The organism is Allobosea sp. GW822-FHT03F07 (genome assembly GCF_058801345.1).
Genome location: NZ_JBXAND010000004.1, coordinates 370,295 through 388,951 on the forward strand (window position 1 = coordinate 370,295; position 18,657 = coordinate 388,951).

The 18,657-nt window shown below is 69.8% G+C and carries 2 protein-coding genes; both read left to right on the forward strand.

The annotated features are described in order from the left end of the window. Window position 1: 1 nt before the first annotated feature. A complete protein-coding gene (locus AC1RMY_RS15490; RefSeq protein ID WP_492865890.1) occupies window positions 2-16,993 on the forward strand; it encodes a leukotoxin LktA family filamentous adhesin in 16,992 nt (5,663 codons plus the stop codon). Beyond that, window positions 16,990-18,654, forward strand: coding sequence for a ShlB/FhaC/HecB family hemolysin secretion/activation protein (locus AC1RMY_RS15495; protein WP_492865892.1), 1,665 nt, complete (start codon window positions 16,990-16,992; stop codon window positions 18,652-18,654). Before AC1RMY_RS15490 ends, AC1RMY_RS15495 begins: the two co-directional genes overlap by 4 nt. The last annotated feature ends 3 nt before the right edge of the window (window positions 18,655-18,657 follow it).

Sequence of the window (18,657 nt, forward strand, 5' to 3'; positions counted from 1 at the left end):
CATGTCCCGCCGCCGCGCAGAACGTTCCGTATCGGTCAGTGCGGCGAACGGCGCGGCCTTGCGCATGGTGGCAGGCAGGGCAGGCCGCGATTCGATCCTGGCCTCCTGGCGCCAGCGCTGCCTCGTCGGTCAGGCGATGGCGCTTGCGCTCTGGAACGCGCCGGCCTTCGCGCAGAACATCATCACGCCTGACGGGCGGACGCAGACCAATGTCGCGGTCAGCGGCACGACGACGACGATTACGACGCAGACGGTCTCCGGCCGCGCCGGCTACAACTCCTTCTCGCGCTTCGAGCAGGCGCCCGGCACGACCGTCAATATGCACCTGCCGCAGAATACGGGCGCGCTCGTCAACATCGTCCGGGACGGCCCCGTCGTCGTCAACGGCATCCTGAATTCCTATCGAAACGGCCAGATCGGCGGCCATGTCTACTTCTCCGACTCGGCTGGCTTCACGGTCGGGCCGAGCGGCGTCATCAACACCGGCCAGCTCACGATCAACACGCCGACGCGCGAGTTCCTCGACCAGGTCATCGGGCCCAATGGTGTCGTCAACGAAGCGCTGGCGGCGCGGCTGCGGGCCAATGACGTGCCGATCTCGCCCGATGGCAGGATCGTCGTTGACGGCACGATCAATGCCCGCCGCGGCGTCACGTTGAACGGCTACTCGGTCAGCGTCGCCGGCCAAATCACGGCCAACGCCGCCGTCGTCGATGTCGGCGAGCGCCGCCGGCGCCACCAGACGGCCTTCGCCCAGAGCGTCAACACGGCCGGGCTGAGCCATGGCGGCGCAATGGTTGCGCGCAAGGGCGGCGGCATCGAGATCGTCGCGGCTGGCACCGCCAGCATTTCCGGGCGGCTCAGCGCCAATGCGACGGCGCGCCGTTCCGCCGGCACCGTCGCCATCCGCTCGGGCAAGGGAACCACCATAGCGGCGACGGCGCAGATCACCGCGACCGGCATGGCGCCCGCGGCGGCTCTCGCCAACGCGAGTTCCGGCGCCGCTGCCGTCAATACGGCCGAGGGCGGCAAGGTCTCGATCACATCGCAGGCGGAGATCGCGATCGCGCGCGGGGCGCTGATCGACGTCAGCGCGGCGGAGGGCGTGGCGGGCAAGGCCGGCTCCGCGATCGTCTTCGCCGACACCAATCTGAACGTCGAGAGCGGCGCGCTCTTCCGGGGCACCGCGGGCACCAGCGGCGATGGCGGCTTCCTCGAGCTCAGCGCCAAGGACACGGTCACGCTCGGCGCCATCGACGTCGATCTGTCGGCCCGCAACGGCAAGGCCGGCCTGCTCTACATCGATCCCGCCAATATCGTGATCGGCACCGGCGGCAGCGCCAACATGATCACCAACGGCACCGACTCGCTGCTGGAGGCCACCAACAGCATCACCATCGCCGGCGACGGGATCATCGACACCCGCAAGTTCGACCGCACGGCCAATGGTGGCGTGCTCTCGCTCGCCAATCCGTCGACCGGCAACTCCGGCAACATCACGCTGATCGCGCCGAACATCACGGTCCGGGGCCAGCTCCTGGCCGATGTGAGCGCGGGCTCCGCCTTCTCGGCCGGCGACGTCACGCTCACGGCCAGCCAGTCGCAGACGCTCATCGCAGGCCTCGCCACGGCGACGGCCGGAATCAAGGTCTCCGGCACCATCACGGGCCGGGACATCAAGATGACGGCCGATGCGCGGGCCGTCTCTTCCTATATCGACCCGAATGCGGGGGCGATTGCCGCGATGGCGGCTCAGACGGTCGGCGGTGCGATGTTCGGGCTGAACGGCGCCTATGTCGGCAGCACCATCACGGCGAAAGTCGAGATCGAGGACGGCGCCGAGATCACCGCGACGCGCGATGTGAAGATCCTGGCCAATGGCGTTCAGGACGCCTCGCTGCCGGCCATCACCATCTCGGGCAATTTCCCCTGGGGCGCGGCGGTCTCGATCGCGGAAATCTCGGGCGAGGTGAAGGCCGACGTCGCCTCCGGCGCCAAGATCACCGTCGGGCGCAATCTCGACGTCAACGCCTTCAACGACGTCAATCTGATGGCGACGGCGCTGACGGTGACGACCGGCTCGAGCCTCGTCGCGGCGACCGTCGCCTATGGCGCGGTCGATGTTGCGACTTCGGCCAAGGTCCACTCCGGCGCCATCATCACCGGCGCCAGCACCAGCAACGTCAACGTCTCCGCGGGCAACTCGAACACCTTCTCGACCTCGGCCACGGCGATAGCCTCGGCCGGCAGCGTCGGCGGCATCGCCTTCGCCTATTCCGACTACAAGGCGAGCGCCGATGCGCAGTTCGGCGCCTCGCTTGGCACGAGCGGCGCCAAGGTTGGTGGCCTGAAGGTGCAGGCGACGTCCGACACCGAGAAAAATGCGACCAGCGCTTCGACCACGGTCGGCAACAACACCCTCTTCAACGCCGGCCTGCAGGGCTCCACCGTCTCGGATCTCCTGACCCAGATCTTCGGCACGCTGAAGACGGGTAGCAGCAGCGTGCCGGCCAAGGTCGGCAGCGCGATCGCCGTCGCCAACAGCGATCTCAGCGCCAATGCCGCGATCGCCGCCGATGCCGGCGCCAACGCGCCTTCGATCTATGCCTCCGGAGACGTGGTCGCTGCGGCACGCCAGCGCGATTTCGCCGTGCGCGTCATCGCCGACAGCTCGACCAACTCGAACTCCAAGGACCCGACCGCGGCGAACCCGAGCGCACAGATCTCGGTCTCATTCGGCATCGGCGTCGGCGAGTTCAAGCACAACGCGACCGCCTCGATCGGCTCGGGCGTCACCATCGAGGCCGGGCATATCGGGGTCGCCGCGCTCAACGAGATGCCGATCGCCAACACCTGGGAGAACTGGGGCGGGCTCGGCGAGGCTTTCTCGCACATCAACGGCAATATGGGCGTCGTCAACAATATCCTGACGACCTATGCCAACGCCTCCAGCCAGGCCGAGCAGCTCGGCCTCGCCGGCGCGATCAACTATTTCCGCGTCGAGAACGAGAGCTCGGCCTACATCGCCAGCGGCGCCCGATTGAAGCAGACCGGCTACGCCGGCGCCTGGTCGACGCAGCTCGACTACAACTACCAGCAGAGCTGGGACCAGGCCGTCCATGTCGATGCCGACACGGTGACGCACAGCATCGACGTCGGCGGCAACTTCGCCTTCCTCGGCGGCACGACCGGCAACGGCTCGGCGGTCGGCGGCTCGATGCTGAACATCGGCCGCAACAGCGAGACTGTCGCCGCCATCGCGGCCGGCGTGACCATCGAGGCGACCGGCGTCGCGGTCACGGCCGTGACCAGCGACAAGATGTTCGTGATCGCGACGACCTCGGGCGAATCCGCCGGCACGATCGGCCTCAACGGCATCGTCTCGCTCTCGGGCCTGAGCAACCGCACGGTCGCCTCGATCAGCAATCAGGCGACGATCACGGCCACGAACCTTGCCGTGAGAGCGGACCAGTTCGTCTCGGTCTTCGGCCTCAGCGGCGCGCTGGTCGCAGGTGGTTCCAATGCGATCGGCGCCGCGGTCGCGGTGCTCGACGCGAACACCGTGACCCGCGCCTATATCGGCGACAATCGCGACGATCTCTCGGACGGCCGCCTGGCCGGCAGCGCCGTGCAGGGCCTGATCACGGCCAACGCCGTCGATGTCACGGCGATGACCGAAGGCCGCATCACCGTCGCCTCCGCCGCAGGCGCGGCGGCCGGCGTCGGCGGCGGCGGTCTCGAGAACTTCCTGCCGCCCGGCACGCCCGACTTCGTCAAGGACGCGATCGCGACCTCCAACCGCAAGACCTCCTCCTCGGTCAGCCTGACCGCCTCCGGCGCCTCCTCCCTGGCGCTGACGACGCTCGGCACCTCGGCCTGGATCGACGACGCGGTGCTGGCCGCCAGGGGCGTCAATGGCCTGACGACGACCGTCACCGCGCTGAACTCGACCATCGCCGAGATCGGCGCGGGTTCGGCCGCGATCAACCTCGCCGGCAACAACAGCCCGCTCAGCGGTGCGCTGGCCGGCGCGGTCGCGATCGGCCAGTTCGACAACAGCACCGATGCGCGCATCGCCGGCTCGCAGTTGACCGGCGTCTACGACACCACCGTGCAGGCGGTCGCCGGCGGGCGGGCGACGGTCGTCGGGCTCGGTGTCGCCGGGGCGAGCTCGAATGGCGGCGCCATCGCGATCTCGGCCGCGCTCGGCCTCGTGACCAACCGCGTGGCCGCCAGCATCGCGGATTCCAGCCTGTCGGCCACGCAGGGCCTTTCCGCCTCGCAGGCCGTGCGGATCAACGCCTACCAGACCACCGATATCGGCATCGGCGGCGGGGCCGGCTATGCCGGCGGCCAGGTCGGTGCCGGCATGGCGCTGACCTATGCCGACATCCGCGATCCCGACGGCGAGGAGGCGGTCAGCGCCAAGGTCCTGCGCTCGAGCCTGACCGGCCTCGATTCGCTGCAGGTGCGCGCCACGAACGCCAGCCGCATCGTTTCCTCGGCGGCGACCGGCGGGCTCGGCGGCAACGGGCTCGGTGGCGCATTCGTCATCAACCGCGTCACGCCGACGACGAGCGCGGCGATCACGGGCACGAGCGGCGCGCTGGCGACCGTTTCGGTCATCGGCGGCACTGTCACCGTGCTCGCCGATGGCAGCCGGATCACGGAATATGACGACCTGATCGCCGGCCGCCAGGATGTCTCGTCGACCGACGCCTCGCAGGTCGACTTCTCCGGCAGGGCGGCCAATGGTGGCACGGCCAATCCGGACGGCGCGGCGGTCCTCGCCATCGCCGGCGTGGTCCAGGCCGGCCGCAACAATGCCGGCGTCGCGCTGCTCGACAACATGGTCGCGCAAGCGCACCTCGCCTCGATCGATTTCGCCACTGTCACGGCCTCCGGCAGAGTCAGCGTCGTGGCGCAGGATGGCGCGACGCTGACCGGCGTCGCCGTCGGGCTCGGCGCGGCGACCGGCCAGTTCGCCGGCACGGCTTCAGTCGTGCTGCAGACGATCGAGAACGCCGCCCGCGCACACATCAGCGGGACCGGCACCAGCATCAACGCCGGCATCATCGAGGTCACCAGCACCACGAGCTCCGCGATCCGCGGCGGCGCCGGCTCGCTCAGCCTCGGCTTCGGCGCTGCCGCAGCGGGGCTTTCCATCATCGAGAGCCATGTCGCCAATACGGTTTCGACCGAGGTCGACGGGGCGATCCTGCGCGCGAGCAGCGACGCGGTTCTGCGCGCCAGCTCGACGGCGACGATCGACACCTTCGCGATGGGCGTGGCGATGTCGCGCAATGTCGGCCTCGCCGGTGCTGTCGTGAACAACAGCGTCGCCACCGATGTCGGCGCGACGGTGACGGGCGCCGACATCATCGCGAGCAATAATCTCGGCGTGTTCGCCGGCAACAACGACCACATCACGGCCTGGGCCGATGCGCTCGGCGTCACCGCAGGCGCGCCCAGCGTCGCGGGCGGGCTCTCCATCGTCAACAACACGATCGGCGGAGAGACCACCGCTTCGATCGGCGCCGACAGCATCGTCGATGCCCGCGCCGGTGGCAGCGGCTCGCTGAGCTATAATGCCGGCCAGCTCGTTTCGGCCTTCGATCTGACGACCGCCAACGATCCGACCGATGGCCGGCCCTCGCTGGCGATGGCGGCACGCAGCATCCATGGGCTCGGCGTCGTCGCGACCTCGCAGCAATCGATCCTGTCGAATGCGGTGACCAGCGGCCTTGCGATCTTCCCGGTCTCCGCCGCGATCGCGATCGTGCCGATCCGCAACGTCCTTGCCGGCAGCACCAGCGCGACGATCGACGACAGCCGCGTCAACACCCGCCTCACCGGCACGGATTCGACCGCCGTCACGATCGAGGCCGCGAGCCATTCCTACGCCGCGACCTTCATCACCGTCGGCTCGATCGGCGGCGCAGCCGCGGCCGGTGCCGACGCCAACACGATCATGGAGCGCAGCACCCATGCCGGGCTGACGAGCTCCGCCCTCGGCACGACCACGCCGGGCTTCACCGGCGCCGGTATCACTGCGGTCGACATCGCCGCCAACGCCTCGCAATCGGCGGCGAGCAATGTGCTCGGCTTCGCGGTGGGCTTTGCTGGCACGGCCGCCTCCGGCGTCGTCAACAGCTTCGCCGCGACGACGACCGCGACCCTCGATCAGGGCCTGGCCACGGCCGGCCGCGTCGCCGTCAATGCCGAGAGCCGCAATGGATTCTACGCGCAGGCCATCTCCGGCGCGGCCGGCGGTGCCGCCATGGGCTCGTCCTTCGTGGTCGGCGCCAGCCGCAACACCACGCTGGCGACCATCGGTGGCGGTTCCGGCCAGACCGTGCTCAATCTCAACGGCGCGCTCGCCGCTGCGGCACGCAGCATGAACCATTTCACGACGCTCTCGGCAGGCGGCGCGGCCGGCGGCTTCGCCGGCGTCGCCGGCATGGTCTCCTTCGTCGATGTTGAGAACGAGACGCGCGCGGGGCTGTACGGCGTCAACGCGACGCTGCGCCCCGCCAGCGCGGCCGGTATCAGCGTCACCGCCAACGAGACGTCCACGATCAATGCGACGACGGCCGCCGGCGCCAATGGCGGCTTCGGTGCGGGTGCCGCCGCCAATATCGCCAGCCTCGACAGCCGCGTGCTCGCGGACATCACGGGCTCGACGCTGTCGGCGCCGGGCGCCGTCTCGGTCTCCGCGACCTCCGAGCGCAACGTCGATGCGAACACGCAGACCTACGGCGTCGGCAGCTCGGCTGGCATCGGCGCGGCGGTCGCGCTGATCTCGGTCGGCACCGGCGCGCCCTCGGGAGCGGGCTCCGAGCTCAATGCCGGCGGCAACGGCACGCTCGCGCGGGTCGACCAGCTCACCGCCGGCAATGCCGATCTCGTGCTGAGCGTGAGCGGGCTTTCCGCCTACCGGACCTATCGCGGCACGGCCGGCGCCGCGATGAGTGACGCCGAGCTGCGCGATGCCGCGCAGGCGGACTACAACCAACTGCTTGCCAACGGCACCGTCGCGAACGGCGCGCTGACCCTGACGAGTTCTGGCATTGCCGCCCTGCGCAGCAGCGCCGCGACGGCGCTCGGCATCGCCAACCCGACCGATGCGCAGGTCCGGAACTGGGCGGCGCAGCGCTACACCGCTCTGACCGGCGGCGCGGTGTCCTATCTCCTGAGCGACGCTGGCATCAGCGCCTATCGCGAGACGGTGACCGCGACCAACCCGAACGCCAGCGAAGACCAGATTCGCAGCGCCGCCAACGACGCCTATGCGCGTCTGCTCGCCAACGGAACCGTCGCCAACGGCGCGCTGACGCTGAACGCGGCCGGCATCGCCGCCTATCGCTCCGACGCGACCGCCAGCCTCGGCCACGCCGCGAGCGATGCCGAGGTCCTCGCCTACGCCGCCGAGCAGTACAGCTTCTTCGTCGCCAACCGCAGCCGCATCGTCGCGCCGACCTCGCAGAGCGCCAGCGCCATGCTCGATTCCGTCGGCTCGCGCACGGCCGCGACCGTCACCGGCGGCAGCATTACGAGCGGCTCGGTCGCGGTCTCGGCGCTGTCGCGTACGACGACCAGCAACGTCGCCACCGGCGTCGGCGCCGGTGGTGCGGCCGGCGGCGGCGGCGCGACGGCCTATACCGATATCGGCGATGCCGTCTCGGCCAGGCTTGACCAGATCACCGTCACCACGGGCTCGATCGCGGTCAGCGCGAATTCGACCGACGGCTCGGGCGCTGCAGCCCGCGTGAAGTCGACGGCAGGCGCCGGCGCGCTCGCGGCGGCGGCCGGCGCGGCCGTCGCGGACGGCGCGATCGTCAACACCGTCAGGGCTACGCTCGGCGGCAATCTCACGGTGACCGGCGCGACCACGGTCAGCGCCGGCAACAGCCAGACCAGCCGCTCGGACGCCTTCGGCGCGACGGTGGCCGGCGGCCTCGCGCTCGGTGTTTCGCTCGCCGACAGCACCGCCGACAGCACCGTCGAGGCGACCTATGCCGCCGGCTCGAGCCTGACCGGCACGGGGCTGACCATCGGCGCGAGCAGCACGGGCGCGGCCTATGCCGCCGCGGTCGCCGGCGTCGGCGGCCTGCTCGCGGCGGGCGCGGGCGCGGAAGCGAACGCCACCGACAGCACCAACGTCACCGCCGTGATCGGCGCGGGCGCCAGCGCCAATGTCGGCACGGGCACGATCACGCTCCAGGCGACGGCCTCGCCGGACGCCAAGGCCTCGGCCGAGGGCGTCGCCGTCTCCGGCGCGCTCGCCGTCGGCGCGGCCATCGCAAAGGCCGCGGTGAATCCGACCCTGCGCGCCGCCATCGAGGGCAATGCCAGCCTGCCGGCGAGCCAGTTCACCGCGGGCACGCTCTCCGTGCTGGCGACGGGCTCGATCTTCGGCACCGCGCTCGGCAATGCGACCGAGCTCGACGACAATACGGACGGCTTCGCCCGTGGCGGCATGTCGGCCTCGGCCTCGGCGATCGCCGGTTCCGGCGCCTATTACGTCAGCGCCGTCGGCACCGATGCGCGGGCGCTCAACACCAGCTCGGTCACGGCCGAGGTCGGCGACTATGTCCGCCTGTCGATCGGCACGGTCAGGATCGCCGCGACCAACACCACCGCTCAGGGCGCGACCGCCACCGGCGTCACCGTCGCCGGCACGGCCGCCATCGGCACCGTCAACGCGCAGGCGGATGCAGAGACGCACACCACCGCTTCCACCGGCACCGGCGTCACCATGGCCGCGTCGGGCGCCGGCACCTTCACGCTCAGCGCGACCGGAAGCGACGTCCAGATCGTCCATGCCGAGGCCGGCAGCGGCGGCCTCTATGCCGGCTCGGGCGCCACGGGTTCGACCTCCAACACGTCCAGCGTGACCGCATCGGTCGGCGCCAATGCAAGGGTCAGCACTGGCCTCGTCACGGTCGCCGCGAGCCACACGACGCGCTACGCCTCGCTCGTCGACAGCCTGCAGGCCGCAGCGCTCGGCGCCAGCGCCTCGCTGGCGAGGAACAGCGCCGATGTCGACGTGCTGACCTCGGTCGGCGCCGGCGGCATCATCGGCGCCTCCGGCCCGGGCACGGCGGGCTGCTATCTCACGAGCTGCCTGCAGGCGATCTCGCTGACCAGCCAGATCGTCTTCACCCAGCTCGACCTCGGCGACTCCGTGCAGGCTGCCGCCGGCGGCGGCATCAACGGCGCCGGCGCGACCTCGACGACCGAGATCGACGGCACCTCGCGCGTCGTGCTCGGCGACGACGTTGCCCTCGCCGGCGGCGCGAGCCCCACGGCGGCGCCCGGCTCTATCCTGATCCAGGCCTGGAGCGAGCTGACCGGCAAGGACACGGCGACGCTGACGACCGGTGGCCTGCTGCAGGGCGCCGGCGTATCCGCGCGCTACAGGGCGGATGTCGACAATGCGGTGACGCTCGGCCAGCGCAACGCGCTGAACTCCTACGGCGTCATCAATCTCGGCAGCTATACGGTCGCGAATGTCCGGGCGAACGCCTATGTCAGCACCTACGGTCTCGCCGGCGTCGGCATGGCCGATGCGGATGTCGCGATCCGCACCGACAACGATGTGACGGTCGGCGCCAATTCGGCTCTGCTCGGTCTCTACGACGTCAACGTCACGGCCGGCCGCGACGGTTCGGGCCAGCGCAGCAACAGCCTCACGGGCAATGCGACGGCGCTCGGCTATGTCCGCGGCCTGATCGCCGTGCCCGACGCCGACGCCTCGACCAACCTGCAGAACCACGCCAAGGTCGATATCGGCAGCGGCGCCACCATCTCCAGCGCGCAGAACGTCACGCTCGGCGCCTATGACGGGCTAATCAACGCCCGCGCCGACGGCACCGGTCATGGCTACCAGCTCTACTTCATCCCGGTGACGGCGGGCTCGAGCAGCCCCGGCTTTTCCTCGACCTCGACGCTGGTGATGAACGGCACCGCGACGGCCGGCATCTACAACACGCAGCGCATCGAGATCGGCTGCGGCGCCAACGCCTCGGTGCAGTGCGGCCCGAACGAGACGCCGACGATCCGCTTCGTCAGCGGCGCGCCCGTCACCGCGGGTTACAGCACCGCCTTCGACGCCGTCGGCTACGTCAACGCCAATTACGACCCGACCGTCGCCCCGACCCTGATCTCCGGCGTCAGCTCCTCGCCGGTCAAGGCGGTACGCCTGACCCAGCTCTACGCGGCGGGCGGCAACGTCTATGTCAATGGCAGCTCGGTTCAGGGCACCGGCACGCTGACCGCCAGGGGCGGTCCCTCGATCACCGTCATCAACCGCAGCAACGCCTATCTCATCCTCGATGGCGGTGCCTATATTCCCGAGACGACCGGCGGCCAGATCGTCGGCTCCACCGGCTCGCTGACGCGCCACAGCAATCCCGACGCGACGCCGGTCATCACCATCGACAACAGCTATACCGGCGCTCTCGACGCCAGCGGCAAGGGTCCGGGGCTGCTGATCGGCGGGGACATCACCAATCTCTCCGGCGTGGTCTCGCTCAACAACACGCAAGGGTCCTTTGGCTTCTCCGGCCAGCGCATCGACGCCCTGCAGTTCAACACCACCGTGCCGAACGGAGCAGTGGTGGTCTCCTCGAACGGGCCGAACGGCATGTACAATGCCGGCGCGACGCCGCAGTCGGAGTACGCATCCGCCATCTACTATCCAGGGGGCGGTCCGGGCGACGCCCTCAACGTCGACCAGGCGGTCTTCGCCGCCGCCAACGCGCTCGCTGCCGGCCAGGGCGCGGCCAACCTGAACTACTTCCTCTACGGCAAGCAGGACGAGGGCACGACGCGCAACTTCTCGATGCAGTTCTACGGCAACTGCATCGGCTATATCGGCGATGCCGGCTACGCCTGCACCGGCGGCTATGACATGGGCAACAACATCCGCTTCATGGTCATTCCGACGATGGAGACCTACCGGACGAGCAACCCGGTGGCCGAGGGCGGCGGCACCAAGATCTACGGCTCCCAGGTCGCGATCAAGGCGACGACGATCAACATCAACGCCTCGATCGAGGCGGGACGCATCACCAACTGGTCGGGAACGGTCGATGGCGGCATGGCCGCGAGCCTTCGGAACTCGCGCCAGTATTACCTCGATCGCGGCTATGTCGAAGTCGGCCTCAAGGAGGCCTTGGGCGGCGCCTGGGCAAACCAGAGCGCGGTCCCGCTATACTACGATCTCGCCAACGATCGCCTGGTCCTCTGGGACGTCAATGCCTCCTCGGGTGGCGGCTCGGTGCTGCTCGACGGCCAGATCATCAGCACCAACACCCTCGGCTCGATCAAGATCAATGGCGGCTTCGGCGATGTCAGCCTGAACAACACCTCCGGGCTCGACCTCGTCGTCAACCGCGTCAATACCGGCACAGGCGTCGGCGTCGCCGCGAGCGTCAGCAAGATCACGATCATCGACCGGCTTGTCACGGATGGGCCGAACACGACGATCTACGCCTATACGCCGGGCGTCGGCATCGCCACCTACAAGACGTGGAACGGCGCCCTGCCGGCGCAGGGCGCGACTCCGTACACCTTCACCGCAGGCTCCCTGACGGAGTACAATCCCGTCGCCGGCACGCGCTATGAGTGGACGCAGCAGATCCTGCTTCAGAAGGAGGGGCTGACCCCGCAGACCACCCAGGTCCGCGATCTCGTGTCGTACTGGCGCTACGATTCCGGCACGTCGAGCAACCCCTGGATCTATGTCGACGCCCAGTCCCCCAGCACAAATCCGGGCGCGGACTGGATGTACTGGTGGTCGCGCAACGCGCAGGCTCCGAGCGGTGGCGTGTCGGGCCGGGTCACGAACGACCGCAGCCTCGTCGGCGTCGGGATGACGCAGGAGATCACCGGCGGCCAACTCGACTTCATTAACAACGAGGCGCATTACAGCGGCTGCAATCTGCAGGCGATCAACCATTGCGACCGCGATTTCGTCGCTCAGCCCGGCGCGGGGCAGGCCATCTGGAACTATCAGATGGTGACCCGCGCCTTCGTGCAGGTCACCGCTTCGGTCAAGGCGGACAACCCCTTCGACATCAGCTTCGCCGGCAACGCCGCCGGCCGCGTCAACATCACCTCGAACGGCTCCGTCCTGCAGAACGGCACCATCGTCAATCCGAGCGGCACGACGACGATCGTCGCCTCGGGCGGCAGCTTCACCCAGACGAACAACGCCACGATCCTCAGCAACAACCTGAACCTGACCGCGCGTGACTCGATCGGCACGCAATCGGCGGCGATCAAGGCCACGCTGACCAGCGGCGCCGAGCTCAGCGCCGTCACCGGCAGCGGCGGCATCAACCTCGACATCACCGGCAGCGCCCGTGTCCTGGCGCTGCGGGCCGATCAGACGGCGAACGCCTATGGTGACATCAATGTCCGCGCCACCGGCAGCCTCGAGGCCGCGGCCTCGGCCAACGCGAATGTGGTCGGCCGCAACATCACGCTGGCGAGCGAGAACGGCAGCATCGGCTCGCTCACTAACCTGATGAAGCTGCGCGCCGTCGCGACGCGGCTGCCGAACGGCTCCTATGTCGACGGTGTGGTCAACGTCTCGGCGCTCGGCGACATCGGCATCGCGCAGCTCGCGAGCGATCTCCGCGTCGGCGAGATCAAGAGTGAGGCCGGCGACGTCCGGATCGACGTCACTGCCGGCCGGCTGGTCTCGGCCACGGGCCAGACCTCGGCCCAGGCGCTGAGCGCCGAGCAGCTCTCGCAGGTCTCGCGCGCGCTCAAGCTGACCACGGCCGATGGCGCCGACACGGCGGCCCAGGCCAGCATCGCCGCCTTCGAGGCTCAGGTGACGCAGGCCTATGGCCTCTATTCCGCGCTGATCCGCAACGGCAGCGTCGACGCGAACGGCGTCTTCACGCTGAACGACAATGCGGTCGCGCTCTACCAGGCCTTCGCCGATGCCGCACTCGGGAGGACGGCCTCCTCTCTGGAGGTCAAGGCCTACGCCATCGACCGCTACAATGCCTATGCCGGCGCCTTCAAGGCCGCCTATGGCGACGGCTGGTCGACGCAGGCGCGCTTCAATGCTGCCACGCTGGAGAACAATTTCAGCTTCCGCACGACCAATGCCGATGCGGCGGCGGGGATCGCCGGCCGCATCGCCGGCGACGCTGCCTGGACCGACCGCCAGCTCGTCTCGGCGATCAATCAGTCGGCGCTGCAGCCGGCCTCCGGCGTCGTCGGCAACGGCACCGCCCTGGTCGTCGGCCATGACGTGACGCTCAACATTGCCGGCAGTATCGGCTCGCTCGCGCCGGACATGCAGGTCTCGCTGGACGGCATCCGCAACGGCTCGATCAGCGACGCCCAACTCGCCGCGCTCTCGGTCGCGACGACGCCCGGCACCGTCAAGATCATGGGCCAGCGCTCCGACGGCAGCCTCGTCGAGGTCACCGATCTCCAGAACGTGCCCGCCGGCGTCACGCTGACCCGCGTCGACGTCAAGCAGACGGCGCCGCTCTTCATCAATGCGACCGGCACCTTCTCGGCCTCGGCGCAGGGCGACGTCTATGTGCAGGCGACGACGAACGTGCAGTCGAGCACGACGCCGCGTTCGGCCGGCGCGACGCTGACGCTCGGCGCCATCACGGCCACGGGCACGGTCAGCCTGCAGGCGCCGCAGGGCATCGTCGTCGGGATGCAGGCCGACGGCACGACGCCGCGCGGCCCGGTCCAGATCCAGACCAACGGCGATCTCATCCTCGTCGCTGGCGGCGGCGGCATCGGCTCGGCCACGACGCCGCTGACCTACCAGATCGGCGGCCGGCTGGTCTCGGCCTCGGCTGCGGCCGGCGACGCCTATCTCGTCGCCAATGCCGGCACCGCCGAGATCGGCCGCATCTTCGCCTCCGGCACGGCCTCGCTCACGGCCCGCAATGGCGGCATCCGGGGCTATCTCCCGGGCGTCGCGATTTCGGCGAGCTCGATCAGGCTGAACGCTGCGGGCGATGTCGGCTCGCCTTCGGCCGCGCTTGGCCTGCAGGTTGGCTCGAGCGGCGACATCTCCGGCAGCATCGGGGGCTCCGCCTGGCTCGCCGGCCCCGCCATCGCCGGCCAGGCCCCCGCCGCCTTGCGCATCGGCACGCTCGCGGCCGATGACGGGTTGAGCGTACTGGCCGATGGCGCGATCGACGTGCTCGGCCATGCGCGCTCCGGCAGCGGCGCGGTCTCGCTGACGGGTGCCCGCATCGGCATGGCGAGCGGAGCCGACATCACGGCTACCGGGCGCATCGCGCTCGCCTCGGGCGCCGATATCGTCGTCGGCAGCATCGCCAGCAGCTTCGTGCCCTCGGCCGGCGCTTCCTCGATCGCATTGACCGCCGCGGGCGCTATCCTGAGCAATGGCGACAGCGCCGCCGGGCTCGATGCCCGCCAGACCGGCGGCGTCATCGCGCTGGCCGCGGGCAGCGGCATCGGCACCGCAAGCACGGCGCTGGCCTTCGCCGCGCCAAGCCTTTCCGCGAGCAGCCTCACCGGCGGCGTCTATCTGTCGACCGCCGGCGCGACGCATGCGACCAGCCTCGCGGTCGATGCCGGCGTCTTGCGCCTCGGCGCCGGGGGCAACCTCTCCGTCGATGGCGCCACGAGCGGCGGCGGCGCCACGCTCACGACCAGCAACGGCACGCTCACTCTCGGCACGCTCATGGCCGGTGGTTCGACCTCGCTCGAGGCGACGGGGGCGATCACCATCACCTCGGCCAGGACGACGACGGGCAGCCTCTCGATCACTTCGACCGGCGCCGGCATCGGCGCGGGCAGCATCGACGCAGCCGGCGCTGCGACGCTGAGCGCTGCGACCTTCGTCTCCGTGACGAGCGGCCTGACCGCCGGCAGCGCTGCCAGCGTCACGGCCAGCCATGGCACGCTCGGCCTCGGTAGCGTCCGCGCCGGCACCGGTGCGACGCTCGCAGCCTCCGGCGCGGTGACCCTCGGCTCCGCCGAAACCACGGCGGGCAACCTTTCGATCACCTCGACCGGCGCCGGCATCGGCGCGGGCAGCATCGATGCCGGCGGCTCGCTTACCCTGTCCTCCTCGGCGGCCCTCTCGCTCGACGCGGTCTCGAGCCGGCTCGGCAGCGTCTCGCTGAACTCGACGGGAGCGGGCGTGAGCGCGGCCTCCGTCGAGGCCGCCGGCTCCGTGGCATTGGCGGCCGCGACTTCGGTCTCGGTCGCGGGCGCGGTGACGGCTGGAGACGCCGCGAACATCACCGCCAGCGGCGGCACGCTCGATCTCGGCAGCCTGAGCGCGGGCGGCAACGCGACGCTGGTGGCTTCGGGCGCGATCACGCTCCGCGCTGCCGGTGCGGCGGGCGGCGACTTCGCCGCCACCTCGTCGGCGGATTCCATCACGGCGACCTCGCTTTCGGCAAATGGCGCGCTCGCACTGCGGGCAGCCGGCGCGATTGACGTGGATACGGTGGATGCGGGGACAGACCTCGCCATGCGTTCGAGCGGCGGCGCCGTGACGGCCGTCACGGTGAATGCCGGCGCGGGCGGTACGGTCGAGGCAGCTGGCCCTGTTGCCCTCGGCGTCGTCACCGCTGGCAATGGCGGCTTCCGCGCGACCTCGCTGGCGTCCGGGATCACGCTGAATGCGCTCATGGCTGCGGGCGATGCGTCGCTCGTCGCGTCCGGCGCGCTCTCGTCCGGCGCGCTGAGCGCGCGCCATCTCGACGCGACTTCGGCGGCAGCTGCACTCTCGCTCACCACGATCGATGCCAGCGGCAACGCGTCGCTGCGGGCTGCGACCGATCTCTCGGTCGTCCGGCTCGCCAGCGGCGCTTCGGCACGCCTCGCGGCGGGCGGCTCCATCGCAGCCGGCAGCCTGGCGGCGGAACAGGATCTCGATCTTTCGGCCGGTGGCGGCATCGCCCTCGGCAGCGCCTCGACGCAGGCCGGGGGGATCGCCATCGCGTCGCAGGGCGGTGCTGTTCGCGGTGAAAGCCTGGACGCGGCCGGCGCCGTGGCGGTGCGGTCGCTGGGCGATCTCGCCATAGCGAAGGTGAGGGGCGGGATGTATGTAGCGCTGCAGTCCGCGGCCGGTGGGTTGCTGGTCGGGAGCGTGGCCAGCGGGCGCGATGCCGAGCTGCAGGGGCGCAGCCTTCGTTTCGATCTCGTCGATGCCGGCCGCTCGGCGACGATCGCTGCCGATGGCGACATCGTCGGCGCGCGGATCGTCGCGACCGATCTGCTGACGCTGCAGGCCGGTCGCAGCGGCCAGGGTTCGATCGCCATCAACGTCGGTGCCGCGCGGGAGGCTGTCATCAAAGCTCCGGACGAGGTCCGGCTCGGCCGCTTCGGCGCGGGCGACAGCATCGTCATCCTGGGCACGCGGATCGCCGCCGACATCGTCCAGCTGCCCGCCGGCGCGGCGCTGCCGCTGGCGCTCGACATCGGCGGCTTCCGCGAGCGCGCCGCCAGCGAGGTCGATCTCGACATCGATGCGCAGCGCTTCCGGATTGGCAGCTTCGCCAGCGTCGAAGGCCTGCTCGCGACGAGCGCGAGGGACTTCGCCATCTCGGAGGCTTTCGTGCCCGGCGCCTTGCGGATGACGACGCCGACGATGACGATCCTCACTGACAACCGCAGCCTGCGTCCGGTCGGCGGCTATGACGTGCAGCTCTATTCGAGGGGGCGGCCCTTCTGGCTCGATATCGCAGGCAAGCGGCTGACGACGAACGCCTTCATCATCGAGGCCGATTCCGACGTCGTCGACGTGCCGCCCTCCAGCGGCGGCTCGCTGACCCGCGAGATGGCGCGGCTTGGCGTGGTGCTGCCGACGGGCCCCAGCTTCGGCGAGGTCGCGCGCCGCTTCGTGCTGGGAGCGGATGGCCGCTGGCGTAGCGCCCCCGAGGTCGGCGCGCCGTCCTTCGGATCGGGTACGCCGATCGAACAGCTGGTCAATCTCGACGGTGTCGAGGAGCAGCCTTGAGCCGGACGAAAAGCCTAGCCAGCCTTGTCGTCCTTGCTGTCGCGACGAGCTGGCTGACGGGGCCGGCATTTGCGCAGGTCCTACCGCAGACGCTGGAGAACGAGGCCGCGCGGCAGCGGCGCGAGATCGAGCGTGAAACGGCCCCGCAGCGTCAGCGCGGCCCGGCGGTGATCGCGCCGACGCCCGGGCCGCGGCTCGAATTCCCGGCCGGCGGCGCGACCGTCCTGCTGAAGCGGATCGACTTCGGCGAGTCGCATTTTCTGAAGCCGGCCGAGCTCGACGCGATCCGGGCGCGCTATGTCGGCCGAAAACTGGATCTCGCAGGCATTGGCAAGCTCGTCCAGGAGGTCAACGACCTCTATGCCGAGAAGGGGCAGGTTACGGCCAGCGCCGTGCTGCCGCCGCAGAAGCTCGACGGCGGCGTCCTGAAGGTCCAGCTCGTCGAAGGCCGTGTCGGCAAGGTCGCCATCTCCGGCGCGGTCCAGACCTCTCCCTTGCAGACTCATCCTTTGCAGACCTGGCCCTGGTATATCCGCTCGCAGGTGCCGGTCACGGAAGGCGCCGTCGTCGACGCGCCGGCCCTCAACCGCTCCGTCTCGATCTTCAACCGGCTCAACGAACTGCAGATCCGGGCCCAGCTCTCCGCCGGTGCGAGCTTCGGCCTGACCGATCTCGATCTCGCCGTCACCGAGCCGGCGCGCAATGTCGTCCAGTTCTCCTACGACAATCAGGGCGTGCTTTCGACCGGGCGCTATCAGGGCACCCTGTTCCTGCGCCATCACAACCTGCTCGGCATCGACGACAGGCTGGTGCTCTATGGCTCGCGGGCGCGCGGCAGCATCCTCGGCAGCGGCAGCTACACGCTTCCGGTCTCGCCCTGGGGCACGCGGCTCGGCGTCAGCTTCACGCGCTCGGCCTATCACATCGTCAACGGCGCGATCCGCGAGTTGCGGCCGGAGGGCATTTCGGAGAGCGGCGCGCTGACGCTGTCGCAGCCGATCTTCGCCACGGACGCCATCCTGCTGCAGGCGACGGGCGGGCTCGGCCTCGGCCGCGGCCGCAGCAAGCAGCTCGACATCGCGACCGTCGAAAGCAGCTACACCCGCAGCCTGGCCGGCCTCTCGCTGAACGTGACGCTGCCGAACCTGACGCATTCCTCGACCGGGAACTGGACCCAGGTCGATCATGAGGACAAGCTTTCGGGCGTGAAGCGCAACTTCACGATCTGGACCGGCAACACGGCCTCGGTCTGGCGCCTGACGGACGATATTTACAGCTCCCTCACCGGCGGCTGGCAGTATACCAACGAGACGCTGCTGCCGGGCGACCAGATATTCCAGATCGGCGGGCCGACGACAGTGCGCGGCTATCCGATCGGCGCCGCCTTCGGCAACTCGGGCTTCTACGGCCAGGCCGAATTGCATTACCTTCTGCCCGATCCGCTGAAGCAGTTCGAGGCCTTCGTCTTCCTCGATCACGGCCAGACCTATCTCAACGCCACGACCACCATGCGTGCGACCTCGCTCGGCGCCGGCCTGATCTGGCGGCCGATCGAATGGGCCTCGCTCGAGGGCGGCATCGGTCGGCCGCTCGAACGCGTCACGCCGATCCAGCGCGACGTCGAACTCTATTTCCGGCTGACGCTGCGCAAGACCATCTGAGCT